Source organism: Mycobacterium shottsii (assembly GCF_010728525.1).
In the GTDB taxonomy this organism is placed as follows: Bacteria; Actinomycetota; Actinomycetes; order Mycobacteriales; family Mycobacteriaceae; genus Mycobacterium; species Mycobacterium marinum.
In genome coordinates, this window is the sequence record NZ_AP022572.1 from 4,538,416 (window position 1) to 4,564,546 (window position 26,131).

At 66.1% G+C, this 26,131-nt stretch carries 18 protein-coding genes and 4 pseudogenes; 10 read left to right on the forward strand and 12 right to left on the reverse strand.

Annotated elements, in window-relative coordinates:
* Positions 1-136: 136 nt before the first annotated feature.
* Positions 137-1,354: pseudogene (locus G6N41_RS20945) on the reverse strand (MMPL family transporter); the annotation flags it as partial.
* Positions 1,355-1,434: 80 nt separating this feature from the next.
* Between G6N41_RS20945 and G6N41_RS20950 the strand changes: the two are divergent.
* Positions 1,435-2,551, forward strand: a pseudogene (locus tag G6N41_RS20950) (IS3-like element ISMyma1 family transposase).
* A 43-nt stretch (positions 2,552-2,594) separates the two neighbouring features.
* Here G6N41_RS20950 and G6N41_RS20955 read toward each other — a convergent pair.
* Positions 2,595-3,724: pseudogene (locus tag G6N41_RS20955) on the reverse strand (MMPL family transporter); the annotation flags it as partial.
* A 200-nt stretch (positions 3,725-3,924) separates the two neighbouring features.
* Here G6N41_RS20955 and G6N41_RS20960 point away from each other — a divergent pair.
* The 3 genes from G6N41_RS20960 to G6N41_RS20970 all read left to right on the forward strand — a co-directional run bounded on the left by G6N41_RS20960 (position 3,925) and on the right by G6N41_RS20970 (position 5,186).
* A complete protein-coding gene (locus G6N41_RS20960) occupies positions 3,925-4,140 on the forward strand; it encodes a hypothetical protein (RefSeq protein ID WP_198968072.1) in 216 nt (71 codons plus the stop codon).
* A 72-nt stretch (positions 4,141-4,212) separates the two neighbouring features.
* The gene (locus G6N41_RS20965) at positions 4,213-4,632 is read left to right on the forward strand and encodes a hypothetical protein (RefSeq protein WP_198913147.1); all 420 of its coding nucleotides are present in this window, start codon (positions 4,213-4,215) and stop codon (positions 4,630-4,632) included.
* Positions 4,633-4,637: 5 nt separating this feature from the next.
* Positions 4,638-5,186, forward strand: coding sequence for a hypothetical protein (locus tag G6N41_RS20970; protein ID WP_231608476.1), 549 nt, complete (start codon positions 4,638-4,640; stop codon positions 5,184-5,186).
* 119 nt (positions 5,187-5,305) lie between these two features.
* On the opposite strand, the gene G6N41_RS20975 is transcribed toward G6N41_RS20970, so the two are convergent.
* Together G6N41_RS20975 and G6N41_RS20980 are read right to left on the reverse strand one after the other, a co-directional pair.
* Complete coding sequence (locus G6N41_RS20975) at positions 5,306-7,462, reverse strand: ABC transporter ATP-binding protein (protein WP_407663657.1); 2,157 nt, start codon at positions 7,460-7,462, stop codon at positions 5,306-5,308.
* Between the two features lie 173 nt (positions 7,463-7,635).
* A complete protein-coding gene (locus G6N41_RS20980; protein WP_198965560.1) occupies positions 7,636-9,477 on the reverse strand; it encodes an ABC transporter ATP-binding protein in 1,842 nt (613 codons plus the stop codon).
* Between the two features lie 160 nt (positions 9,478-9,637).
* Here G6N41_RS20980 and lipB point away from each other — a divergent pair, with 160 nt between their 5' ends.
* The 3 genes from lipB to G6N41_RS20995 are packed head-to-tail and all read left to right on the forward strand — an operon-like array spanning position 9,638 to position 12,113.
* Positions 9,638-10,363, forward strand: coding sequence for a lipoyl(octanoyl) transferase LipB (lipB, locus tag G6N41_RS20985; RefSeq protein WP_012394941.1), 726 nt, complete (start codon positions 9,638-9,640; stop codon positions 10,361-10,363).
* Positions 10,360-11,334 (forward strand): lipoyl synthase, encoded by a 975-nt coding sequence (lipA, locus tag G6N41_RS20990; protein WP_198965561.1) that lies wholly within the window; start codon positions 10,360-10,362, stop codon positions 11,332-11,334. Before lipB ends, lipA begins: the two co-directional genes overlap by 4 nt.
* Before the next feature lie 26 nt (positions 11,335-11,360).
* The gene (locus tag G6N41_RS20995; protein WP_198965562.1) at positions 11,361-12,113 is read left to right on the forward strand and encodes a DUF4191 domain-containing protein; all 753 of its coding nucleotides are present in this window, start codon (positions 11,361-11,363) and stop codon (positions 12,111-12,113) included.
* Between the two features lie 49 nt (positions 12,114-12,162).
* Here the strand turns inward: G6N41_RS20995 and G6N41_RS21000 are convergent, their stop codons facing one another.
* Positions 12,163-12,585 (reverse strand): RDD family protein, encoded by a 423-nt coding sequence (locus G6N41_RS21000; protein WP_020730661.1) that lies wholly within the window; start codon positions 12,583-12,585, stop codon positions 12,163-12,165.
* Positions 12,586-12,827: 242 nt separating this feature from the next.
* Here G6N41_RS21000 and glnA (G6N41_RS21005) point away from each other — a divergent pair, with 242 nt between their 5' ends.
* Positions 12,828-14,264 (forward strand): type I glutamate--ammonia ligase, encoded by a 1,437-nt coding sequence (gene glnA / locus G6N41_RS21005; RefSeq protein ID WP_020730660.1) that lies wholly within the window; start codon positions 12,828-12,830, stop codon positions 14,262-14,264.
* A 64-nt stretch (positions 14,265-14,328) separates the two neighbouring features.
* Here glnA (G6N41_RS21005) and G6N41_RS21010 read toward each other — a convergent pair whose 3' ends face one another.
* The gene (locus tag G6N41_RS21010; RefSeq protein ID WP_198968073.1) at positions 14,329-14,622 is read right to left on the reverse strand and encodes a hypothetical protein; all 294 of its coding nucleotides are present in this window, start codon (positions 14,620-14,622) and stop codon (positions 14,329-14,331) included.
* Here G6N41_RS21010 and G6N41_RS21015 point away from each other — a divergent pair.
* Both G6N41_RS21015 and G6N41_RS30145 read left to right on the forward strand, forming a co-directional pair.
* Complete coding sequence (locus G6N41_RS21015) at positions 14,531-16,480, forward strand: PE family protein (protein ID WP_407663658.1); 1,950 nt, start codon at positions 14,531-14,533, stop codon at positions 16,478-16,480. The genes G6N41_RS21010 and G6N41_RS21015 overlap by 92 nt on opposite strands.
* Positions 16,477-16,674 carry a PE-PGRS family protein gene (locus tag G6N41_RS30145; protein WP_407663659.1) on the forward strand — a complete coding sequence of 66 codons (198 nt, stop codon included), beginning with the start codon at positions 16,477-16,479 and terminating at the stop codon, positions 16,672-16,674. Before G6N41_RS21015 ends, G6N41_RS30145 begins: the two co-directional genes overlap by 4 nt.
* 44 nt (positions 16,675-16,718) lie before the next feature.
* Here the strand turns inward: G6N41_RS30145 and G6N41_RS21020 are convergent, their stop codons facing one another.
* From G6N41_RS21020 to ctaD, 6 genes and pseudogenes are all read right to left on the reverse strand, one after another.
* Positions 16,719-17,579: a TIGR03619 family F420-dependent LLM class oxidoreductase gene (locus G6N41_RS21020; protein ID WP_198965563.1), complete on the reverse strand. Its 861-nt coding sequence runs from the start codon at positions 17,577-17,579 to the stop codon at positions 16,719-16,721.
* On the reverse strand, positions 17,576-18,214 hold the full coding sequence (locus G6N41_RS21025) for a PaaI family thioesterase (protein WP_198965564.1): 639 nt from the start codon (positions 18,212-18,214) through the stop codon (positions 17,576-17,578). Before G6N41_RS21025 ends, G6N41_RS21020 begins: the two co-directional genes overlap by 4 nt.
* A 13-nt stretch (positions 18,215-18,227) precedes the next feature.
* A complete protein-coding gene (locus G6N41_RS21030; protein WP_198965565.1) occupies positions 18,228-21,215 on the reverse strand; it encodes a bifunctional [glutamine synthetase] adenylyltransferase/[glutamine synthetase]-adenylyl-L-tyrosine phosphorylase in 2,988 nt (995 codons plus the stop codon).
* Between the two features lie 70 nt (positions 21,216-21,285).
* Positions 21,286-22,626, reverse strand: coding sequence for a type I glutamate--ammonia ligase (gene glnA, locus G6N41_RS21035; protein WP_012394948.1), 1,341 nt, complete (start codon positions 22,624-22,626; stop codon positions 21,286-21,288).
* An 89-nt stretch (positions 22,627-22,715) separates the two neighbouring features.
* Positions 22,716-24,284: an alpha/beta hydrolase gene (locus G6N41_RS21040; RefSeq protein ID WP_198965566.1), complete on the reverse strand. Its 1,569-nt coding sequence runs from the start codon at positions 24,282-24,284 to the stop codon at positions 22,716-22,718.
* Between the two features lie 60 nt (positions 24,285-24,344).
* Positions 24,345-26,079 (reverse strand): annotated as a pseudogene (gene ctaD / locus G6N41_RS21045) (aa3-type cytochrome oxidase subunit I).
* Positions 26,080-26,131: the final 52 nt, after the last annotated feature.

Genomic DNA, 26,131 nt, shown 5'->3' on the forward strand with positions numbered 1-26,131 from the left:
TTTCTCCTATAACAACGCGTCGCTAGGTGCTGAAAACCATGTCCGGATGCTGTCATCGATCCCGACGCGGCCCAGGTCGGTGGACAACGCGGGAACGACACATGACTGAACCTCGATTTTTTTCAGAGCACCCGGGTCAGGGTGTGCTGGTGGTCAGGTTGGTGGTGGGTTGTGATGGTGTGGGTGATGGCCATGGTTGTGGGATGGGTCGGGGTCGGACTTGGTGGGGCCGCCAGAACCAGCGGCCCAGCAGGACGGCGATGGAGGGGGTCATCAATGCGCGGACCACGAACGTGTCGAACAGCAGTCCCATGCCGATGGTGGTGCCGATCTGGGCGATGACGGTCAGGTCGCTGACTGCCATGGAGATCATGGTGAAGGCGAACACGAGTCCTGCCGAGGTGGCCACCGATCCGGTGGCCCCTACGGTGCGAATGATCGCGGTGTTGATCCCGGCGTGGAGTTCTTCTTTGAGGCGTGAGACCAGCAGCGGGTTGTAGTCGGCGCCGACGGCGAGCAGGACAATGACCGACATCGACAGCACCAGCCAGTGCAGTTCGATGCCGATCAGGTGTTGCCATAGCAGCACCGATAACCCCACTGAAGCGCCCAGTGATGCCGCCACGCTGCCCACGATCACCAGGGCCGCGATCGCGCTGCGGGTGATGTTGAGCATGATAAGAAAGATCAGGCTCAGTGCCGCGATGGCGGCGATCAGCAGGTCGTAGTTGTTGCCATCGTTGATGTCTTTGATGACGGCGGCGGTGCCGGCGAGGTAGACCTTGGAACCTTCCAGGGGTGTGCCTTTGATGGCTTCGGTGGCCGCTCGTTTGATCGCTTGGGTACGGGCCATCCCTTCAGGCGTCATCGGATCGTTCTGGTGGGAAATGATGAAGCGCACCGACTTACCTTCCGGGGAGATGAAGTTCTTCATCGCGCGCTGGAAGTCTTCATTGTCGAAGACTTCTGGGGGAAGGTAGAACGAGTCGTCGTTCATCGAGGCGTCGAACGCCTTACCCATGGCGTTGGTTTTGTCCGATGCGGCCGCCATCTGGTCCAGCATGCTTTTCTGGGTGGCATACATGGTCAACGCCATGGCTTTCATGTTCCGCACCGTCTGGGTCATTTTCGGCATGAGTGCAACCATCTGCGGCAGCAACTCATCAAGACGTTCCATCTCGGGCAGGATCTCCTGCAGGTCGCCGGTCATGACGTCCACACCATCGATCGCATCAAATATCGACCGCAGCGACCAACAGACCGGGATGTCGAAACAATGCGGCTCCCAGTAAAAATAGCTGCGAATCGGATGGAAAAAGTCTTCGAAATTAGCCACCGCATCACGCAGCTCTTCTGGCCTGACCCCGATCGGTTGATCCACGGCTTGTGAGAGTCTTGTGGCCCACGTTGTGGGCAGGAAGGCTCGACAAGATCATGGCGACGAGGAAACGGCACAGTCCGGAGCAGATTGTGCGCAAGCTGATGACCGCGGACGGGCTGTTGGCCGAGTGCAAGGACACCGCGGCGGTCTGCCGCGAGCTGGGGGTCTCTGAGGCTACCTACCACCGGTGGCGCAACCAGTTCGGCGGCCTGAAGGCCGAGGACGCTAAACGGCTCAAGGACCTCGAACGCGAGAACGCCGCACTCAAAAGGTTGTTGGCCGATGCCGAGTTGGAGAAGGACGCGCTGTGGGAGATCGCCCGGGGAAACTTTTAGGCCCGGAGCGCCGGCGGGCGGCCGTTCGTCATCTCCAGCGCGTGCTGGGGTCAGCGAGCGGTTTGCCTGCCGCGTCACCGGGCAGCACCGCGCCACCCAACGCCACGAACCGGTTGCGGGCACGCCGGCCGATCCGGACGCCGCTCTGAGGGAGTGGCTACGCGACTACGCCAACAAGCATCCTCGTCGCGGGTTCCGACCGGCCTACCACGATGCCCGCGGCGAAGGCTGGGAAGTGAACCATAAGAAGGTGCAACGGCTTTGGCGTGAGGAAGGACTGCGGGTCCCGCAGCGTCGCAAGTGCAAACGGCACGGCACCTCCACCGCCCCGCCAGAGGTAGTCGCCGATGCACCCGATCGGGTGTGGGCGGTGGACTTCCAGTTCGACGTGACCACCGATGGGCGGCCGATCAAGATCGTGTCGATCATCGACGAGCACACCCGCCAATGCCTCGGCGGTATGGTCGAGCGCAGCATCACCGGTGATCACCTCACCGAGGAGTTGGGCCGCATAGCCGCCGGGCGCGGGGCCTTACCCGCGGTGCTGCGGTGTGACAACGGACCCGAATTGGCTTGCAGCGCAATGGCAGACTGGGCCGAGGGCCAGGTCGGACTCCACTTCATCCCGCCCGGCGAGCCATGGCGCAACGGCTATGTCGAGTCGTTCAACTCCCGCATCCGCGACGAGTGCCTCAACATCAATAGCTTCTGGTCACTGGCCCAGGCCCGTGTCGTCATCGGCGACTGGAAGCACGAGTACAACCATCATCGGCGGCATTCATCGCTGGGCTACCTACCGCCTGCCCGCTATGCTGCCGCCTGTACCCACCGATGAATGACTCTCGTTCGCCGCGGACCAGTTCACGGGGTCAGGCCACGTCCACATCGACCACCATCGATTTTGTTTTAGCGACGAGTCGGTGAGTGGTCTCTGCCATCTCAGCAGCAGTGCTGGTCATCTGCTCCATCGTGTCGATACTGGTCTGCATCTCATCGGCCTGCGCTAACAGATCAGCCATCCGGTCCTGCTGATAATGCTGATTCAGCTGCATAAAGGAACCCTGCGCACCAATCATGAACGGGATCGAGGTGTGCTTGATCGGTTTCCCGTCCGGACGGGTGATGACCTGCACACGAGAGATCCCCTCAACCGCAAAAATCGCCTTCGCGATCTTGTCGATCACCAGCAAGTCAGCCGAATTCCGCAGATCGTGATTGGCCTCAACCAGCAGCACATCCGGATTCATCCGCGCCGCACCAAACCCCCGCTCAGCGGCGGCATACCCAATGTTGGCGGGTACGTCCTTCGGCAGATAATTGCGGTCATCGAAACTAGCGCGATAGCCCGGCAAGACCAACAAGCCCCCAAAGCCAACACACTGGCCGTAATCAGAATAGGCCCCAACGTCAACGCCGCCAACACCCCGACCGTCATACCCACAGCCAACGGAACACCCAGCGTCTGCAAATACGGCAACCGGGTAAAACTCAAACACCATATCGCCCCCGCGATCGTCAGCCCCGAACCCAACACCACATGGGCCGTCCCACCAAACATCGTGAAAAATGCCGACTCACGATCCTGCCCCGCACTACGCGCTTCCTGATAGCGACCCACCAGAAAGATCGCATAATCAGTACCCGCAGCAATCACCAACGTAACCAACACATTCGTCGAAAAGATCGAAAGCCCCACCAGCCCGTGATAGCCAAGCAACGCCACCACACCCCGCGCCGCAGCCAACTGCAGCACCACCATCACCAAAACCACCAACGCCGTCGTGACCGACCCATAGATCACCAACAACATGACAACGATCACCGCAAAAGTGACCAACAAGATAAGCCTCATACTGCGGTCACCCGCGATCTGCTGATCAGCAAGCACGACCGCAGGCCCCGTCAGAAATGCATTGACCCCGTCCGGCCCCGGCATATCGTGCAGCGTGCCCTGCACCGCTGCCACCGATTCGTTCGCCAGCGCTTCGCCCTGCGTCCCATTGAGGTAATGGCCTGACCCCGTGAACTGGTCCGCGGCGAACGAGAGTCATTCATCGGTGGGTACAGGCGGCAGCATAGCGGGCAGGCGGTAGGTAGCCCAGCGATCGGCAAGCATCACGAGAAATGCCCGTGAAGCGTCCTCGGTGCATCACGTAAAAATGCCCGCGAAACGGTCGATCCTCGGCAGGCATGGGAAGTGGGCTGTCGATGTCGTCTCGGGCCGAGATCACCGCGAAGTTCGCCAGGGCGTATGTGGGGGCGCCGAAGGCGGACAAGGGGCAGATTCTGGATCAGGTGGTGGCGGTCACCGGCTGGTCGCGTGACAACGCCCGGCGGCGGTTGAGGGCGGCGGCCGCGCCGCCGGGAGCGGGTCGGCAGGTCGCCAAACGGATTTGCCGGCAACGCAATCCGAAGTACTCCTAGGATGCGCTCAAGGTGTTGCAGAAGGTGTGGGCGGCCTCAGGCGGGCAGTGCGGCCGGTACCTGGCCGCTTCCATGGCACTTCAGTTGGATGCTCTAGAACGCCACGGCGAACTGGTGGACGGCCGTGACCGTTACGGCCCGGCGGTGCGTGCCGAGCTGTTGGCGATGAGCAGCGCCACGATCGACCGCTACCTGCGCGGCGCCAAGGCCCGCGACCAGATCTCGGGTGTGTCGACGACGAAACCCTCCCCGCTGCTGCGGTCCTCGATCACCATCTGCAAAGCAGGCGATGAGGCCGAAGAATCTCCGGGGTTCTTCGAAGGCGACACCGTGGCGCACTGCGGCCCGACACTGAAAGGTGAGTTCGCCCGCACGGTCAACCTCACCGACATGCACATCGGCTGGGTGTTCACCCGCACGGTGCGCAACAACGCCCACCCCCACATCCTGGGCGCCCTCAAAACCGGAATTACTAAAATCCCTATAAGGTAACGGGTTTGGACTTCGACAACGGCACCGAATTCCTCAATAAGGCGGTCATCAAGTGGGCCGCGGACATGGAGATCTTCTTCACCCGCTCACGGCCCTACAAGAAGAACGACCAGGCCACCATCGAGTCCAAAAACAACCACCTCGTGCGTCGCTACGGGTTCTACTACCGCTACGACACCGACGAAGAACGCGCCGTGCTCAACCGGCTGTGGCACCTGGTCAACGACCGGCTCAACTACCTGACCCCCACCATCAAACCCATCAGCTACGGCTGCAGCCGCGACGGTCACCGCCGCCGGCTCTACGACAAGCCCCAGACCCCCCTGGACCGGCTGCTGGCCGCCGGAGTCCTCTCAGCGGCCCAACAAACAGAGCTGCTCACCTACCGCAACAGCCTCAACCCCGCCGCGATCGCCCACCAGATCGCCGACCTGCAAGCCGCCCTGCTCAGACTCGCCAAAGACAAGACCGAACAGCTCTACCTCGCCGCCATACCCGCCGCTCTACCCGCCCTCAAAGCCGGCATCCGCATCAAAAGCAAGACCACCACCTGACCCCGATTTCGCGGGCATTCCTTACCTGATGCATGAACCAGGTTTCGCAGGCATCTTGACTTGATGCATCACGGCACATCAACTACCCACGCGGTCCGCCGAATTCCTGCCGCGCCGAATCACGTTCGGCACCTGACGGAATCGCCGATCAGAACATGTGACGTCTTGGTGCGCGACGCAATCCGGGGCCCAGGGCGGTCCGGGGTATGTTCACCGGCCGGTGGCGTGCGGCTCGCCGGCGCGCGCACCGGCCGCGTATCCGGCCGGTGATGTGCCTCGCTCACCCGGGACCGGGGGTGCCGACGCCCACCGTCGCAACACGGTGCACCGCCATCGTCGGCCCGTCCCGGCCGAGGCGCCACGCACATGCCGGCGGCCTGCATCATCTGAAAGTAGCTGCCGCGCCGGGCCACCAGCTGTCGGTGAGTCCCCTGTTCGACGACCCGCCCTGCCTCCATGACGAGGATCGCGTCGGCGTCGTGGATCGTCGACAGACGGTGGGCGATAACGAAACAGGTTCGGCCACGCCGAAGTTCGGTCATCGCCTGCTGAATCAGGGCCTCGGTGCCCGGGTCGACCGAACTGGTGGCCTCGTCGAGGATGAGAAATTGCGGACCCGCCAGAAATGCCCGAGCGATGGTGATCAGCTGCTTTTCGCCGGCGCTGAGGTTGCCGCCGTCCTCGCTCACCCAAGTGTCGTAGCCGTCACGCATGCCACAGACGAACTCGTCCAGATGTGCCGCCTTGGCCGCCGCGATGATCTCCTCGCGGCTGGCTTCGGGACGTCCGTAGCCGATGTTCTCGGCGATGGTGCCGGCCAGCAGCCAGGTGTCCTGCAGGACCATGCCGATCCGAGAGCGCAGCGAATCGCGGTCGACGGTGCCGATGTCCACTCCATCGATCAGGATCCGTCCGGAGTCCACCTCGTAGAACCGCATCAACAAATTCACCAGCGTGCTCTTGCCCGCCCCGGTGGGCCCAACGATCGCGACCGTCTTGCCCGCCTCGGCCACCAGGGACAGATCCTCGAGCACCGGCCTGCCCGGCTGGTAGCCAAAGTTGACCTGGTCGAATTCGACCCGGCCACCCCCAGCACCGACTGCGGGTAACTCGAGGCCCGGGTCGTCTTGCTGTTCAGGCGCATCGAGCAGCTCGAAAACCCTTTCCGCGGACGCAAACCCGGCCTGCAACACGTCGTACCTGGTCGCGACGTCGGTCACCGGCTGGTTGAACTGGCGCCCGTACTGGATGAACGCCTCGATGGTGCCGAGGCTGAGGCTGCCCGACGTCACCTGCAGTGCGCCCACCACCGCCACCACCAGGTAGCCCAGATTGCCGACGAACGTGGTGGCCGGAGAGATCAGCCCCGAGATGAACTGCGCACCCGAGCTGGTGCGGTAGACATCGTCGTTGATCTGCGCAAATTGTTCGCGCACAGGTGTCTGATGGCCGAAAGCCTGGACCACTGCAAGCCCGCTGTAGATCTCCTCGACCGCCGCGTTGAGCCGACCGATATCGGCGGCCCGGGCCACTCGTAGTTGCTTGGAGCGCTGCAGGAGGAAGCGACTCGCCAGCACCGATATCGGCACGGTGACCATCGTGAGCACCGCCAGCAGCGGGGAAATGGTCACCATCATCACCAGTACCGCCAGCACGGTCAGCACCGTGGTGGGCAGCGCGCTCGCGGTCTGCTTCAGAGCCATCTGAACGGTATCGATGTCGTTGGTGACCCGGCTGAGCAGCTCGCCGTGCCGGTGCGCGTCGACGTAGGACAGCGGGAGCCGGTGCAGCTTCTCCTCGAGCTCGGTGCGCAGGCGCTCCATCATTTTCTGGATTGCGATCTTCAGCAGCTGGGCTCGGACCGAGACCAGCAATGCGGAAACGCAGAACAGGGCCGCGGCCACCAGCAGGGTGTGGGCGATGGCGGTGAAGTCGATACCCACGCCCGGCACCACGTCCATCGTGGACAACAGGTGCGCGACGGTGCCATCGCCCCGCGCGTATGCCGCCGACACCGCCTGCTCCTTGGTCGTGCCGGCGGGCAGCTGACGACCCATCATCCCGGCGAACAGCAGATCGGTGGCGTGCCCGAGCAGCCGTGGCGCAATCACATCGATCGCGGCGCCCGCGATGGCCAGCACGACGACGGCGGCCATCAGGCCCCGGCTGGCCAGCAGCCGTTTGCACAGACGTGCGGCGGTCCCGGCGCGCCGTGCCGGCACGGCCGCACACCCGCGCCGGAACCGGGGCCAATGTTGGTGGCCGATCACTGTCACGTCCCTCCCCAGCTCGATGACCTAATTCGCTTATCGCCGCCACCAGCGTCGAACGTGTCCCTTGTCGGCTTCTGCATGCATTCTTGAGACGCCGGGTTTCGCGCGGCAGATCCCCTTGGACCGGCTCGACACCGGTTCAGGCCGGTTCAGGCCGGTTCAGGGACGTGTCCGGGTTATTCCGGGGCCTGGGCCGCGACGAACTCGGCGTAGCGCGGGCAATCGGCCAGCAGCGACTCGTGGGCGCCCATCGGGGCGCGTGAGCCGGTGGCCGAGCCGCCGTGCAGGAAAATCACCTGGTCCGCTTCGGCCGCCGCGCCGACTCGCTGTGACACCGTGATGACCGCGGCGTCGGGGCAACTGGCGCGCAGTGCGGCCCACACATCGCGCTGGGTGCGCACATCCAGTGCCGAGAAGGCATCGTCGAGCAAGTACACCGAGGGCCGGCGGATGACGGCGCGGGCGATGGCCAGCCGCTGTCGCTGGCCACCGGAGAGATTGACACCGCCCTGCGCAACCGGCATCTGCAGGCCGTCGGGGTGGGCGGCCACGAATCCGTCGGCGGCCGCGATGCGCAACGCTTCCCATATCTCGGCGTTCGTGGCGTCGGGCTTGCCGTAGCGCAGATTGTCGGCAAGCGACCCGGCGAACAAGTATCCGCCCTGAGGGACCACCGCGATCGAGCGCAGCTGTTCGGGATCGCAGTCGCGCACGTCGACTCCGTTCACCCGCACCGATCCACCGGCAACGTCATAGAGCCCGGTGAGCAGTGAGATCATCGTCGACTTGCCCGAACCGGTGGCGCCGACAATCGCCGTCACACTGCCCGGCGTGGCGGTGAACGACAGGTCACGCAGCACGGCCCGGTCCGCGTCGGGATAGCCGAAACTCACGTTGTGCAACCCGATGACCGCATCATTGCGGGCGGGCGCGCCCCCACCATGGTCGGCTCGGGCCGGTGTCGAGGCCAGGCCGGCGTCGGTCGATAGCACCTCATTGATCCGCTCAAAACTGGCGGCCGCCGCCGGCATGTTGGCCAGTATTTTCGACAGCATCGACGCCGCGGCCAAGATCTGCATCGCATACAGCATGAAAGCGAGTAGCTGCCCCACCCGCATCTGGCCGGCGTCGACGGCCGTCGCGCCGAACCAGACCAGCGCAACGCTGGACAGGCTGATCACCAGGGTGGCAACCGGCGCCAGCAGGGCCTGCCACCGATCGGCGGCCAGCGCGGTCCGCGAGTAGCTGGCGCTGACTTGGCCGAACCGGCCCCGCTCGAACCCTTCGCGAGCGCAGGCGCGGACCACCCGGATACCCGAAAGCTGTTCGCGTACAACCTGGTTCATTCGATCAAAGAGTTTCTGCAGGCCGCGCTCGTGGGCGATCAGGTGCGACATGATCCATGAGGTGAGCGCCGCCAACACCGGAACCGCCACCAACAGCACCCAGGACAGGGCGGCGTCTTCGTGCGCCGCCATCACCACCCCGCCGATGCCGGTTATCACGGTTGCGACCAGCGTCGTGATGTACTGCTGCAGCGTCGACTCGATCGTTTGTACGTCGGTAGTGGTGCGCGTCAGCAGCGAGGAGGCTCCAAACCTGGACACCTCGAGCATCGACCAACCGGTCACCCGGTCAAACAGCTCCCGGCGCAGCGCACGCCCGAACCCCATGCTGAACAGCGAGCCGAGGTAGACCGCGGCCACCGAGCACAGCAGCTGAATTCCGCCGGCGGCCAGCATCACCGCCCCCAGCCTGATGATTGTGGCGGTGTCCCCCTGGGCGATGCCGCGGTCGATGATCCTGGCGTCGACGGCCGGCAAGTACAACGCCGCCAGGGTGCCGACCAGCTGCACCGCGGTGACCGCCGCCAAAAGGCGGGGATTACCGGCGACGCACCGCCGCACCAGCCTGAGCGCGGTGGTCGCGGTAGGACTGCGCCGCGCGGCGTGGCCGACCAGGCGCCGCAGCGCCGTATCGCTGGTTGGCACGCCCGGTCCGGGTTGGGCAGCGATCACTGCGGCGTCCTTCCGATGCATCCAGTGGTGCGGTCAACCACAGCGTCAGCGGCGCGCCCTGGCGGATTCTGAAAGGATTCTCAAGACGGTCGACAGCCAGGGCTCGGACCTGGCACACCACGGCCGCGGGTGACCGGCTGCTACGGGTAACGTCGCATCTGTGACCGGGTCAATCCGCTCCAGCACGGCTGGAATCGACGTGCGCCAACTTGGCAGCGTCGATTACCAGACCGCCTGGCAGATGCAACGCGACCTGGCCGACGCCCGCGTCGCCGGCGGCCCCGACACGTTGCTGCTGCTGCAACACCCCGCGGTCTACACCGCCGGACGACGCACCGAGCCGCACGAACGGCCCGGCCCCGTCTTTGCGGGCGCCGCCGGGGCCGAGGCGATAGATGTCGTAGACACAGACCGCGGCGGAAAGATCACCTGGCATGGCCCAGGCCAGCTGGTCGGCTATCCGATCATCGGTTTGGCCCAACCACTCGACGTGGTCAATTACGTTCGGCGCCTCGAAGAATCGCTGATCAAGGTGTGTCTCGACTTGGGTTTGGAGACCGGACGGGTCGAGGGCAGGTCCGGGGTGTGGATACCGGCCGGATCCGGGCGCCCGGAGCGCAAGATCGCCGCCATCGGTGTCCGGGTGTCACGGGCGACAACGCTGCACGGCTTCGCGCTGAACTGCGACTGCGACTTGGCCGCGTTCACCGCGATCGTGCCGTGTGGCATCTCCGATGCCGGGGTGACCTCGCTGTCGGCCGAGCTTGGCCGCACCGTTGGCGTCGAGGAGGTCCGCGGCGCGGTCGCCGACGCCGTCTGCAATGCGTTGGACGGAGCCCTGCCGGTCCGCGACCACCCGGGCGCCCGCGTAGCATCATCAACGTGAATATCGCTCCGGAGCCCAGTGCCGCCGGCGCTGCGGCTCCGCAGGGCCGCAAGCTGCTGCGCCTGGAAGTGCGCAACGCGCAGACCCCTATCGAACGCAAACCCCCGTGGATCCGCACCCGCGCCCGCATGGGGCCCGAATACACCGAGCTGAAAAACCTGGTTCGGCGCGAGGGCCTGCACACGGTGTGTGAAGAGGCCGGCTGCCCGAACATCTTCGAATGCTGGGAAGACCGGGAAGCCACGTTTTTGATCGGCGGGGACCAGTGCACCCGGCGTTGTGACTTCTGCCAGATCGGCACCGGAAAACCGGCCCCGCTGGATCGCGACGAGCCGCGCCGCGTCGCCGAGAGTGTGCACACCATGGGCTTGCGCTACGCCACCGTCACCGGCGTGGCGCGCGACGACCTGCCCGACGGCGGCGCCTGGCTCTACGCGGAGACCGTGCGCGCCATCAAGGAGCTCAACCCGTCCACCGGCGTCGAGCTGCTGATCCCGGACTTCAATGGCAAAGCTGATCAGCTTGGCGAAGTCTTAGAGGCCCGCCCGGAGGTATTGGCGCACAACCTCGAAACCGTGCCACGGGTTTTCAAACGGATCCGGCCCGCCTTCACCTATCAGCGCAGCCTGGACGTGCTTACCGCGGCCCGCCAGTTCGGCCTGGTGACCAAGAGCAACCTCATTCTTGGCATGGGGGAAACCCCTGAGGAGGTGCGCACCGCACTGGTCGATCTGCATGATGCCGGCTGCGACATCATCACCATCACCCAATATCTGCGCCCGTCGCCGCGCCACCACCCGGTCGAGCGCTGGGTACGGCCCGAGGAGTTCGTCGAGTTCGCCCAGTACGCCGAGGGGCTGGGCTTCGCCGGGGTGTTGGCCGGTCCGCTGGTGCGCTCGTCCTACCGGGCGGGCCGGCTCTACGAGCAGGCCCGGTCCCGCAACACCTCGGGAGCCTCGAACTCAGGCTAGCCAGTGCCTACGTATTCTTGACAACTATGGCCAGATCCCGAGATTCCGCTGAAAACAAGGCCGCCAAGGCCGAGGCAAAGGCGGCCCGTAAGGCCGCCGCCCGGGAACGCCGCACCCAGCTTTGGCAGGCGTTCAACCTGCAGCGCAAGGAAGACAAGCGACTGCTGCCCTACATGATCGGGGCTTTCGTCCTGATCGTGGGCATCTCGGTGGCGGTCGGGGTGTGGGCCGGCGGGCTCACCATGATCACGATGATCCCGTTCGGCTTGCTGCTGGGCGGTCTGGTGGCGTTCATCATTTTCGGCCGCCGCGCTCAACGGGCGGTCTACAGCAAAGCTGAAGGCCAGACCGGTGCGGCCGCCTGGGCGTTGGAGAACCTGCGCGGCAAGTGGCGCGTGAGCCCCGGGGTCGCCGCGACCGGCCACTTTGACGCCGTACATCGGGTGCTGGGCCGGCCCGGCGTGATTCTGGTCGGCGAGGGATCCGCAGCCCGGGTCAAACCGCTGCTGGCACAGGAGAAGAAGCGCACCGCTCGCCTGGTCGGCGAGGTACCGATCTACGACATCATCGTGGGCAACGGCGACGACGAAATTCCGTTGGCCAAGTTGGAACGCCACCTCACCCGCCTTCCGGCCAACATCACCGTCAAGCAACTGGACTCGCTGGAGTCGCGACTGGCCGCTCTGGGGTCACGGGCCGGCGCCGGCGCCCTGCCGAAGGGGCCGTTGCCCAACGCCGGCAAGATGCGCGGTGTCCAGCGCTCGGTGCGCCGCAGGTAGCTGCGCACACGCTCTGCCCGGGCCCGACCGCCCCGGACGGGGCGCGGTCTCAGCGCCGCACCACCGCCGTGGCCGTCAGCCGGTCGTGGATCCCGCGCCCATCGGCGTCGGTGAACAGCGGCGGGACCACCAGGGCGATCAGCAGTCCGCGTCCGGCCAGACGGCCGACCCCGACGGGCATCCGTCCATCCAGCCTCACCACCGCCAGACCGAGCATCAACTGGCCTGGCGTGAATCCGAACAGGCGTACCGCCAGTACACCCATCAACAGCCAGATCACCAGGACCACCGTCGACAACATCGCCTGGGGCCAGGCACCGACTCCCGCGCCCAGCAGGGCCAGACCGTAGGCCAGCAGCCAGTCGACGCACAGCGCCGCCAGCCGGCGCCCCGTTCCAGCAAGCGATCCCGGCCCGGTTCTCGGGAACCCGAGCGTCTTACCCGGATAGCTGGTGGACGATTCTGTGGTCATCGGCCCGGTCCGCTCGCATGGTTGTGCTTCCCAGCGAGCCGGCCGACGGCTGGCGGGGATATTGTCATCGACGGACCAGTTACGATCTTGCGGGCCATGGCTTCACAATAGGACTCGGCCAGAAGCCGGGGGCTGTTGCCGGGGCTGATGGTCGCGTAACGTCCGCGCAACACGGGGTTGACTGGCGGGCAACAACACCTCCATAGCGTCGGCCGCGAATCACCTAAGCAAAGGAGCACTCAGTGACGGATAAGACGCCCGACGACGTCTTCAAACTCGCCAAAGACGAAAGCGTCGAGTTTGTCGATGTGCGGTTCTGCGATCTGCCCGGTGTCATGCAGCACTTCACGATTCCGATCTCCTTCTTCGATGAGGCCGTTTTCGAGGAGGGCCTGGCCTTCGACGGTTCCTCGATCCGCGGATTCCAGTCGATCCACGAGTCCGACATGCTCCTGCTCCCGGACCCCGATACCGCGATCATCGACCAGTTCCGCGAAGCCAAGACGCTGAACCTGAACTTCTTTGTGCATGACCCGTTCACCCTTGAGCCCTACTCCCGCGACCCGCGCAACGTCGCCCGCAAGGCCGAGAACTACCTGATCAGCACCGGCATCGCCGACACCGCCTACTTCGGCGCCGAGGCCGAGTTCTACATTTTCGACTCGGTGGCCTTCGACTCGCGCACCAACGGTTCGTTCTACGAGGTGGACGCCATCTCCGGGTGGTGGAACACCGGCGCAGCCAACGAAGCCGACGGCGGCCCCAACCTCGGCTACAAGGTCCGCCCCAAGGGCGGGTACTTCCCGGTGGCGCCCGTCGACCACTACGTCGACCTGCGCGACAAGATGCTGACCAACCTGATCAACGCCGGCTTCAGCCTGGAAAAGGGCCACCACGAGGTGGGTACCGGCGGGCAGGCCGAGATCAACTACAAGTTCAACACGCTGCTGCACGCCGCGGACGACATGCAGCTCTACAAGTACATCGTCAAGCAGACCGCATGGCAGGCCGGCAAGACCGTGACCTTCATGCCCAAGCCGCTCTTCGGTGACAACGGATCGGGTATGCACACCCACCAGTCGCTGTGGAAGGACGGCACCCCGATGATGTACGACGAGACCGGGTACGCCGGCCTGTCGGACACGGCTCGCCACTACATCGGTGGCCTGTTGCACCACGCGCCTTCGCTGCTGGCCTTCACCAACCCCACGGTGAACTCCTACAAGCGGCTGGTACCCGGCTACGAGGCCCCGATCAACCTGGTCTACAGCCAGCGCAACCGCTCGGCCTGTGTGCGTATCCCGATCACCGGCAGCAACCCGAAGGCCAAGCGCCTCGAGTTCCGTTGCCCCGACTCGTCGGGCAACCCGTACCTGGCGTTCGCGGCGATGTTGATGGCCGGTCTGGACGGCATCAAGAACAAGATCGAGCCCCAGGCGCCGGTCGACAAGGACCTCTACGAGCTGCCGCCGGAGGAAGCCGCAAACATCCCGCAGGCCCCGACCCAGCTGGCCGCGGTGATCGACCGGCTCGAGGCTGACCACGAATACCTCACGGAGGGTGGCGTATTCACCCCCGACCTGATCGAGACGTGGATCAGCTTCAAGCGCGAGAACGAGATCGAGCCGGTCAACCTGCGGCCGCACCCGTACGAGTTCGCGCTCTACTATGACTGTTAGAGACGTCTAGCGCGCTTCCAAGTCGTGTAACACACGCCGGGTACAACAACCCGCTTGGCGACCCTCACCGGTCGCCAAGCGGGTTGTCTGTTTTTCGCGCCGGAGTCTGCCCCGTGCCGCCCTGCATCGCAGACGGTGCATCGGAAGGGCCAGCGATAGCCGGCAATCGCGTTTGCGGATCCACGCCATCGATTAGGCTCTGCTCAGCACGGCTCGTTGACTCTGGCTTGCTGAATTCTGACTGTTCCTGGCCGAACCGGGGGCACATGTCGTACGTCATTGCGGCACCAGAAGAGTTAGCCTCGGCGGCAAGGAATTTGGCGAATATCGGGGTGACGATCAACGCCGCGAACGCCAATGCGATCCTCCCGACCACAGAAGTCATCCAGCCCGGCGCCGATGCGGTGTCGGCTGCGATCACGGCCCTGATCAATTCGCACGGCTTGGGATATCAGTCGATCAGCCAGCAGACGACGGCGTTTCATGACCGGTTTGTGCAGACCGTCAACGCGGCTGCGGCCAGCTACACAACTACCGACCTCACCGCTGCGTCCCTGCTGAAGAGCATGCCTGCCGCAGTCAACGCACCCGCGCAGGCGTTGTTTGGGCGGCCGCTGATCGGCAACGGCAGCAATGGCGCTCCAGGAACCGGGGCACCCGGCGGCGACGGCGGATTATTGTTCGGCAGCGGCGGAGCCGGTGGGTCCGGCGCTGGCGGTCAAGACGGTGGAGCCGGTGGGCGAGCCGGGCTCTTCGGCAACGGTGGCGCCGGCGGTGCCGGCGGGACGGGCCAGACCCAAGGAGGCGCCGGCGGGGCCGGCGGCCTGTTCTTAGGCAACGGCGGCGCCGGCGGTCCGGGCGGCTCCGGTGGCCTCAACGGGGGTGCCGGTGGTGCCGGCGGGGTCGGCGGGTTGTTGTTCGGAGCCGGCGGTGCCGGCGGGGCGGGTGGAACGGGGACCTCCGGTATCGGTGGTTTGGGCGGGGACGGCGGTAGCGCCGGTGCCCTGTCGATCTCCGCCGGCGGGGCCGGTGGCAATGGCGGAACCGGGTTGTCCGGTTTCGGCGGTGCAGGTGGTGCCGGCGGAAACGCCGAACTCTACGGGCACGGTGGTGGCGGCGGAGCCGGCGGCACTGGCACCGGCATGGGCGTGGACAACGACGGTATCGGTGGGGCCGGCGGGGCCGGCGGGTCCGGCGCCTGGCTCATCGGCACCGGCGGGACCGGCGGATTCGGCGATGGCCCCCTGGGCGGGCAAGGCGGTGACGGCGGCAACGCCGGACTGTTCGGTGTCGGCGGCGACGGCGGTCTGGGCGGCACCGGCTTCTTTGGGGTCGGCGGAGCCGGTGGCGCCGCCGGCAACGCGGGCCTGATCTCCGGAACCGGCGGGGTCGGCGGCCAGGGCGGCGTGGGCGGGTTCGGCGAAGGCGGGGCCGGCGGGTCCGGAGGCGGGGCCGGGCTGATCGGCAATGGCGGCAGCGGCGGCACCGGCGGCAACGCCGTCGGGAACTCTGGGGTCGGTGGCCACGGCGGCGCCGGTGGCCAGGGCGGCAGGCTCTACGGCAACGGCGGGGTCGGGGGCAACGGCGGATTCAGTGGCCCCATCACCGCCGGCGGGGCCGGTGGCACCGGCGGGACCGGGGGCGCCGCCGGACTGTTCGGTGACGGTGGAGCGGGCGGCGCTGGCGGGGCCAGCGGGTTCGCCAGCGGCGGTACCGGCGGCATCGGCGGTACCGGCGGGTTGCTCTTCGGCACGGCCGGTGACGGCGGCAACGGCGGGTTCGGCGCTGGTGGACGAGGCGGCTCCGGCGGGGCCGGCGGCGACGCCTGGCTGTTCGGCAGCGGCGGGGCCGGCGCCATCAACGACGGCGGCTCCGGCGGGGCGGGCGGCAACGGCGGACGTCTGTTCGGAGATGCCGGAGCCGGTGGGAGCGGCGGGGCCGGCGGAACCAGCTTTCTCGATACCGTAATCGTTAGCAGCAACGGCGGGGCCGGCGACAATGGCGGCAGCGCCGGGCTGGTCGGCAATGGCGGGGCCGGCGGCGCCGGGGGCCAGGGCGGGCTAATCGTCAGCGCCAACGGCAACAACGGCGGGGCCGGCGGCGACGGTGGCGGCGCCGGGTTGCTGTTGGGGGCCGGCGGCGCGGGGGCCAGGGCGGCCTGGGCGGCAACACCGGCGACGGTGGCAATGGCGGCAACGGCGGCAACGCGGCTTTGATCGGTGACGGCGGAAGTGGTGGCGCCGGCGGCGACGCCGGCAGCGGCGACGCGGGCGACGGCGGCGACGCCCGGCTGGTCGGCAGCGGTGGGAACGGCGGCAACGGCGGATTCAGCGCGACGCCGGCCGCCGGCGGCACGGGTGGCGCCGGCGGCGCGGTGTTCGGCTCGGATGGGGTGGATGGGCTGCCCTGACCGGCGACCGATCCAAATGGCCGGATTGGCCGTCCGCGCCACGGCTAGCTGTCGAGCGAGAGGTCGTTGCGGAATCGCGCCATGCCGTCGATCTTCGCGTCCAATCCGGCGTCCGGCCCGGTGTAGAACATCCACGGCATGGTGATGATCCCGGTGATGCCGGCATCCTCGGCACGCTGGTAGTCGGCGGGGGTGAAGGCATCGGTCAGCGGCGTCAGGGTGGTGAAATCATCTACTGGCAAGCCGTTTTCGGCACCCAGTTCGCGTAGCCTGCCCACCGCCTCGATGGCCCGTTCGGTCTTGATCAAGTCTCCGATCCAGCCGTCGTAGCGGGCGGCGCGGCGCAACGCGATGTCGCTGAGCCCCCCGACGTAGATCGAAATGGGCGGCGGAGTTGGCTGCATCTCCAGGCGCGGAGTTTGGTAGAACCGACCCTCGAATTCCGTCCAGCCCGGTTCCCACAGCTGCTTCATCAGGGCGAGCATTTCGTCGATACGTTTACCGCGGGCCGCGAACTGCTCCCCCATCAGAGCGAATTCCTCGGCGCACCAGCCGACGCCGACGCCCAGCTCGACCCGTCCCGACACCAGAAGTGCGGCAGTGCCAATGGCTTTCGCCGCCGAATAGGGGTTGCGCATCGCGGGAATGTACACGGTGGTGACGAACTTCAGCCGCCGCGTCACCTGCGCAAGCGCACCCGCGAGGACCCAGGGATCGGGCCAGTCGGTGAACGGCTGCCATCGCCGCTGCCCGTCCTTGGTATAGGGGTAGGGGGTCTGCAAGGTCTCCAGGTTGACCACGTGGTCCGGGATCCCGATGCCGTCATAGCCCAGCTCGTCGGCGGCCTTGGTGATCTCGATGATCTCCGAGGTGTTGTGGAAGGCGCTGCTGACGTAGAACTTCACGGGACCTCCCGCGCCCAAGCCGGTTTGATGAAGACCCCCTCGGCCTGCGCCGTGACTCCCTCGGCGTCGGACAGAAATCCGCGTGCAAAGGCTTTGACCCCTTCGGTCCGGTCCACCCATGCTTCGCAGCGCAGCGGCCCCAGTGGGGTGCCGCGCAGGTATTTCACCATGATGGTGCCGGTGAACAGGGGCTGGGTCCGTCCCTGGCTGGCCGCCTCGCCAAGCAGATGATCCAGCACCAGTGCGCACACCCCGCCGTGCACCAGGCCGGGCGGACCCTCGTAGGCCGCGCCCAGCACGAACTCGGCCCGGCACCGGCCGTCTGCGGCGTCGGGATCGTGATGGACAACCACCGGCGGTGCTATCGGATTGCACTGGCCGATTACCGCATTTGCCAGCGGAATCGGGCGCGCGTCACCGCGGTAGCTGACCTCGCAGGGCCGGCTCTGCTCGCGGCGCAACGACTGTGTCACCGCCTCGATCACGGCCCTCGCCTGCAGGATCCCCTCTTCGTCTGCCCGGGTTTGGATGGTGGCGTCGATGAGATCGCGCACGGCCTCGGCCAGGGGTGCGTAGGTCGCCTCGACCCGATCCAGCTCAGCGTCGTCGCTCGAGCCCTCGAACGCGGCGCCCAACCCGGACCAGCCCCTAACTTCCGAACACCTTGCGCACGACGGCTTTCGCGCGCCGGGTTACCCGCAGATAGTTGTCCAGGAACTCGCCACCGTCGTCGTTGTGCCAGCCGGCGGCCACCGCCACCGCGTTGAGCTGACGTCCCGGTCCCGGCAGCTGGTCGGTGGGCTTGCCACGCACCAGCACCAAGGCGTTGCGCGCCCGGGTCGCGGTCAACCAAGCCTGCCGCAGCAGCTTCACCTCGTCCTCGGCGACGAGTTTCGCCTCGGCTATCGCATCCAGTGATTCCAGCGTCGAGGTGTTGTGCAAGGCCTCGATCTCGTGCGCGTTTTGCAGTTGCAGCAGCTGCACGGTCCATTCGATGTCGGCCAGCCCGCCGCGGCCCAGCTTGGTGTGCGTATTGGGGTCGGCGCCGCGCGGCAGCCGTTCGGACTCGACCCGCGCCTTGATGCGGCGGATTTCATGCACCGCCTCGGCGGAGACGCCGTCGGGCGGATAGCGGGTGTGGTCTACCAGCAGCAAGAACCGCTGGCCCAGCTCCGCATCACCGGCGACCGCGTGCGCGCGCAGTAGCGCCTGGATCTCCCAGGCCTGCGCCCACTGCGCGTAGTAGGCCTCATAGGACGCCAACGTGCGAACCAGTGGACCGTTGCGGCCTTCCGGCCGAAGGTTGGCATCCACCTCCAGCGGTGGATCGACGCTGGGCGTGCCCAGTTTTGCTCGAACCTGCTCGGCCACCGCGGTGGACCATTTCACCGCCTGCGCATCGGTCACACCGCTGGCCGGTTCACAGACGTACATGACATCGGCATCTGATCCGTAGCTCAATTCGGAGCCGCCCAGTCTGCCCATGCCGATGACCGCGATGCGGGCCAGGGGCCGTCCCCCCTCGGGGGTGTTGGCCCGGATCATCGCCTCCAGCGCGGATTGCAGCACCGCCACCCACACCGAGGTCAGCGCGCGGCACACCTCGGTGACTTCGAGCAGGCCCAGCAGGTCCGCGGAACCGATGCGGGCGAGCTCGCGGCGTCGTAGCGTGCGGGCGGCGGCGATGGCGCGCAACGGATCGGAGTATCGGCCCGCCGAGGCGATCAGTGCCCGGGCAACCGCCGCGGGCTCCGTCTCGAGCAGTTTGGGTCCGGTCCGGCCGTCGCCGTAGTTCTGAATCACCTCGGGTGCGCGCATCAACAGATCTGGCACGAAAGCCGAGGTGCCCAGCACGTGCATCAGCCGCCTACCCACGGTCGGCTTGTCGCGCAGGGTCGACAGATACCAGCTTTGCGGGGCCAGCGCCTCGCTGAGCCGGCGGTAGGCCAACAGCCCGCCGTCGGGGTCTGGGGCATAGGACAGCCAGTCCAACAGCCTGGGCAACAGCACCGACTGCACGCGCGCGCGCCGGCCGCTGTGATTGACCAGCGCCGCCATATGCTTCAACGCGGTCTGCGGGCCCTCGTAGCCCAGCGCCGCCAGCTGGCGCTCAGCCGCCTCCGACGTCATGCCCCGCCCGGCGATTTCCAGCCCGGCCGGGGCAATCGACTCCAGCAGCGGCTGATAGAAGAGCTTCGCGTGCAGCCGCGACACTCGCACGTTCTGATGCTTGAGTTCCTCGCGCAGCATCCCGGCCGCGTCGTGACGGCCGTCGGGCCGGATGTGAGCCGCCCGCGCCAGCCAGCGCACCGCCTCTTCGTCCTCGAATTCGGGCAGCAGGTGGGTGCGTTTGAGTCGCTGCAGCTGCAGGCGATGCTCGAGCAGGCGCAGGAATTCGTAGGAGGCGATCATGTTCGCCGCGTCCTCGCGCCCGATGTAGCCGCCTTCGCCGAGCGCCGACAGCGCGTCCACGGTAGAGGCGACATGCAGCGACTCGTCGCTGCGGCCATGCACGAGCTGCAGCAGTTGCGCGACGAATTCCACGTCGCGCAGCCCGCCGGTCCCCAGCTTGAGCTCGCGCCCGCGGATATCGGCGGGCACCAGCTGCTCCACCCGGCGGCGCATAGCCTGCACCTCGGCCACGAAGTCGTCACGTTCGCAGGCGGTCCACACCATCGGCATCAGCGCGGCCAGGTAGCGCTGGCCCAGTTCCGCGTCGCCGACCGCCGCCCGGGCTTTCAGCAGTGCCTGGAACTCCCAGGTCTTGGCCCAACGCTGGTAGTAGGCGATGTGCGATTCGACGGTGCGGACCAACTCGCCGCTGCGGCCCTCCGGGCGCAGTCCGGCATCCACTTCGAAGAACGTCGATGACGCCACCCGCATCATCTCGCCGGCGACGCGGATGCTAATCGGGTCGGCGCGCTCGGCCACAAAGATGACGTCGACATCGCTGACGTAATTCAGTTCGCGGGCGCCGCATTTGCCCATCGCGATGACCGCCAGTCGCGGTGGTGTGCGGTCGCGGCACACCGTCTTTTCGGCCAGCCGCAAAGCCGCCGCCAGCGCGGCGTCGGCGATATCGGCCAGGTGCGCGGTAACCACGGTGAACGGCAGCACCGGTTCGTCTTCGACCGTCGCCGCCAGGTCCAGCCCGGCCAGCACCAGAACGTGGTCACGGTGCAGGGCGCGCAACCGATGTACGGCCGAGGCCGGCGCCGCGGCCACCTCCTCGGCCAGATCCACGAACGACTCGAGCAGCGCCGCGTGTGATGGCAGTGCGACCTTGCCCCTGAGCAACTTCCACGACTGCGGATTGGCGACCAGGTGGTCCCCCAGCGACAGCGAGGAACCCAGCACGGCGAACAGTCGCCCGCGCAGGCTGCGTTCGTTGAGCAGCGCCGCGTTCAGCTCGTCCCATCCGGTGTCGGGGTTCTCGGCGAGCCGTACCAAGACCTTCAGGGCAGCGTCGGCGTCCGGTGCGCGTGATAACGACCAGAGCAGATCCACATGCGCCTGGTCATCGTGTTCGGTCCAACCCAGCTCCGCCAGGCGCGCCCCGGCCAGGGCATCCACCAATCCCAGACGGCCGACGCTGGGCAGCTTTGGTCGCTGCGTCGCGGGCTTCGTCACGTTCATGACGGTAGCGCAAGCCGACCGCTGATCGGACCGTCTGGTCCATCAGATTGATTTCACCGCGCCCCGCGGGCTACAGCGACAGGTATGTGCTCAGTTCGTATGGGGTGACGTGACTGCGGTAGGTGGCCCATTCACGACGCTTGTTGCGCAGGAAGAAGTCAAAAACATGCTCCCCCAATGCCTCCGCGACCAGCTCGGAGGATTCCATCGCGCGCAGCGCGCTGTCCAGGCTCGTCGGCAGCTCGCGGTAGCCCATGGTGCGGCGCTCTTCGGGCGTCAGGTCCCACACGTTGTCCTCGGCCTGCGGGCCCAGCACGTAGCCCTTCTCCACCCCGCGCAGCCCGGCGGCCAACAGCACTGCGAACGCGAGATAGGGATTGCACGCGGAGTCGGGGCTGCGCACCTCGATCCGCCGCGACGACGTCTTGTGCGGCGTGTACATCGGCACGCGCACCAGCGCGGAGCGGTTGGCCGCCCCCCAGGAGGCGGCGGTGGGCGCTTCACCGCCCAGGATGAGCCGCTTGTAGGAGTTGACCCATTGGTTGGTCACCGCGCTGATCTCAGAGGCGTGCTCGAGGATCCCGGCGATGAACGACTTGCCCACCTCCGACAGCTGCAGCGGATCGTCGGGGCTGTGGAACGCATTGACATCACCCTCGAACAGGCTCATGTGGGTGTGCATCGCCGAACCGGCGTGCTGGCCAAACGGCTTGGGCATGAACGTGGCGCGCACGCCCTCTTCCAGCGCCACTTCCTTGATGACGTAGCGGAAGGTCATCACGTTGTCGGCCATCGAGAGCGCGTCAGCGAACCGCAGATCGATTTCCTGCTGGCCCGGCGCGCCTTCGTGATGGCTGAATTCCACCGAGATTCCCATGAACTCCAGGGCGTCGATCGCGTGCCGGCGAAACTTCGACGCCGATACATGCACCGCCTGGTCGAAATAGCCGGCGTTGTCGATCGGCACCGGTTCCGTCCCGTCCTCGGGGCCGGGGTTGAGCAAGAAGAATTCGATCTCGGGATGTACGTAGCAGGAGAAGCCGAGTTCGTTGGCCTTGGTCAGCTGACGCCGCAGCACGTGGCGCGGATCGGCCCACGACGGCGAGCCGTCCGGCATGGTGATGTCGCAGAAGATCCGAGCCGAATGGTGATGGCCGGCGTCGGTGACCCAGGGCAGCACCTGGAAGGTGGACGGATCCGGGTGCGCCACTGTATCGGATTCCGAGACCCGGGCAAAGCCCTCGATCGACGATCCGTCGAAGCCGATGCCTTCCTCAAAGGCGCCTTCGAGTTCGGCAGGTGCGATCGCAACCGACTTGAGAAAACCAAGCACGTCGGTGAACCAAAGCCGGACGAAGCGGATGTCACGCTCTTCCAGTGTGCGGAGGACGAATTCCTTCTGCCGATCCATGACTCGAACAGTATGCAAGATGTGTTAAATGCGTGTTACCGATGCCCGGCCAGGCACGTTGCGGAGTGCCCGGGCGAGCGCGCGACCGGCTAGGACCCGCAGCGCAAATTGGCCGGCGGCGGCGTCAAGTTGAGCAAATACCGCACCACCGCGCCGTCAACACAGTCGTTGCCGTCGAATACGGCGGTGTGCTGAGTCCCGTCGTAAGTGATCAGCGGAGCACCCAACTGCCGGGCCAGGTCAACGCCGGCCTGATATGGCGTGGCCGGGTCATGGGTGGTGGACACCACGACAGCCTTGCCCGGCGCCGCGGGCGAGGCCGCATGTGGCACCGACGTCGCCGGCACCGGCCACAACGCACACAGATCACGCGGGGCCAACCCGGTGAACTGCCCGTAACTGAGGAAGGGAGCGGCCTGACGGAACTGTTGGTCGGCCGAGACCCACGACGCGGCATCCGTCGGTGTCGGCGCGTCCACGCAGCGGATCGCGTTGAACGCGTCCTGGCCGTTGTTGTAGCGCCCCGCGCGGTCACGGCCGTCGTAGTCGTCGGCCAGCAACAGCAGGTCACCGGCGTCGGCACCCCGCTGCAGGCCGAGCAAACCGCTGGTCAGATACTTCCAGCGCTGCGGCGCATAGAGCGCATTGATCGTGCCCGTGGTGGCGTCGGCGTAGCTGAGGCCGCGCGGGTCTGAGGTCTTTGCCGGCTGGCTGACCAGTGGATAGACCAGAGCGTGGTACCGGTTGACCCATTGGGCCGGGTCGGTGCCCAGCGGGCAGGCCGGTGAGCGAGCACAGTCGGCGGCGTAGTCATTGAAGGCGGTCTGGAATCCCGCCAACTGTTTGGCGTTTTCGTCGATTGGCCCGGCCATCGGATCGATGGCGCCGTCGAGCACCATCGCCCGGACGTGGGAACCGAACCGTTCGAGGTAGGCGGTGCCCAACTCGGTACCGTAGCTGTAGCCCAGGTAGTTGAGCTGATCGTCGCCTAGCGCCCGGCGGATCATGTCCATGTCGCGTGCGGTGGCCGCGGTGCCGACGTTGGCTAAGAAGCCCAGGCCCATCCGGTCAGCACAGTGTTGGGCCAGCTCTCGGTACACCTGCTCGATGTGAGCCACGCCGGCCTGGCTGTAGTCCACCATCGGGTCACGCCGGAACGCGTCGAATTCGGCGTCAGTGCGACACCGCAGCGCGGGAGTGGAGTGGCCCACTCCTCTGGGGTCGAATCCCACCAGGTCGAAATGGCGGGCGATCTCGGTGCCCCTCAGCTCGGGTGCCATCCCGGCGACCATGTCGACCGCGGAAGCTCCGGGCCCGCCGGGGTTGATCAGCAGCGCACCGATTCGCTGGCCCGTCGCTGGAACCCGGATCACGGCCAGTTTGGCTTGTGCCCCACCGGGTTTGTCGTAGTCGATCGGGACCCCCACGGTGGTGCACCGTGCGGTTGGAATCTCGCTGACGTTATCGATGAACGGCCCACAGGAGCCCCAGTTCTGCTGCGGCGCTGCTATAGGTATGCCCGGGCTCTGGGTCTGACCGACATCGGGTTCCGGTATCGCGCCCGCCACAGCCAGCGTGGTCGGCAACGCGCCGCAGAGCACCAGCCCAAAAGACAGCAGCGCCGAGCTCAGCGTTCTCAGGCGCAACATGGCGGACATCGTCTCACCCACGGATACCCGTGGCGCCGCGAAATGGTTACGCCTTGGTCTCGTATCTCACTACGTTGGACTACCCGCCAGTTCTGAAGTGTCGGTCTCGATTTCGTGACGACCGACGTGGGCCTCGGCCCGAAGACGTTTCACCATGTGCGGGTAGTGCAGCTCGAACGCCGGTCGCTCCGAACGAATTCGGGGCAGCTCGGTGAAATTGTGCCGAGGCGGAGGGCAACTGGTGGCCCATTCCAGCGAGTTGCCGTGTCCCCACGGATCGTCGACCAGCACCGGTTCGCCAAAGCGCCAGCTCTTGAACACATTCCAGACAAAGGGCAGCACCGAGACACCGAGGGTGAGTGCTCCGATCGTGGAGATGACGTTGAGCGTCTGGAAGCCGTCGGTGGGCAGGTAGTCCGCATACCGACGCGGCATCCCGGAATTGCCCAGCCAGTGCTGGACCAAGAAGGTGGCGTGGAACCCGAGGAAGGTCAGCCAGAAGTGAAACTTGGCCAGCCGCTCGTCGAGTAGGCGCCCGGTCATCTTGGGGAACCAGAAGTAGATGCCGGCATAGGTGGCGAACACGATGGTGCCGAACAGCGTGTAGTGGAAATGGGCAACCACGAAATAGGTGTCGCTGACGTGAAAGTCCAGCGGCGGGCTGGCCAGCAACACGCCGGTCAGCCCGCCGGCCAGGAAGGTGACCAGGAATCCCAGCGAGAACAGCATCGGTGATTCGAACGTCAGCTGACCCCGCAACATGGTGCCGATCCAGTTGAAGAATTTCAGACCGGTCGGCACCGCGATCAGAAACGTCATGAACGAAAAGAAGGGCAGCAGCACGGCCCCGGTGGCGAACATGTGGTGGGCCCAAACCGCCACGGACAGTGCCGCAATCGACAGTGTCGCGTAGACCAGCGTCGTATAGCCGAATATCGGCTTGCGACTGAACACCGGGATCACCTCGGACACGATCCCGAAGAACGGCAGTGCGATGACATACACCTCGGGGTGCCCGAAGAACCAGAACAGGTGCTGAAACAGAATGACCCCACCGTTGGCGGGGTCGTAGATGTGGGCGCCGAGGTGACGGTCGGCGGCCAAACCGAACAGCGCCGCGGTCAACAGCGGGAAGATCATCAGCACAAGCAAGCTCGTGACCATGATGTTCCAGGTGAAGATCGGCATCCGGAACATCGTCATTCCCGGAGCGCGCAGGCACACCACGGTGGTCAGCATGTTGACTCCCCCTAGGATGGTGCCCAGTCCACCGACCGCCAGGCCCAGAATCCAAAGGTCCGGCCCCACACCGGGACTGTGAGCGGCGTTGGACAGTGGCGTGTAGGCGGTCCACCCGAAGTCGGCGGCGCCTCCGGGCACGATGAATCCGCTCAAGGCGATCAACGCGCCCAAAGACAAAGAGCCAGAACGACAATGCGTTGAGCCGCGGGAAGGCTACGTCGGGTGCGCCGATCTGCAAGGGCAGAACCAGATTGGCGAATCCGAACACCACCGGGGTCGCGTAGAACAGCAGCATGGCGGTGCCGTGTATGGTGAACAGCTGGTTGTACTGCTCGTTGGACAGGAACTGTAGCCCCGGTGTGGCGAGCTCCGCGCGCATCAGCAACGCCATCAAGCCGCCGATGAAGAAGAAGATGAAGCAGGCGACCATGTACATGATGCCGATCATCTTGTGGTCGGTGGTGGTGATGATCTTGTAGATCAGGCTGCCTTTGGGCCCCATTCGCGGCGGAAATGGCCGGCGGGCTTCGAGATCGTGGGCAGGCGGCGCTTCGGTGGTCATTGATCAGCTCCAAAGGCAACGGTGACCGAATAGCTTTGGACAAGCCGCCCAA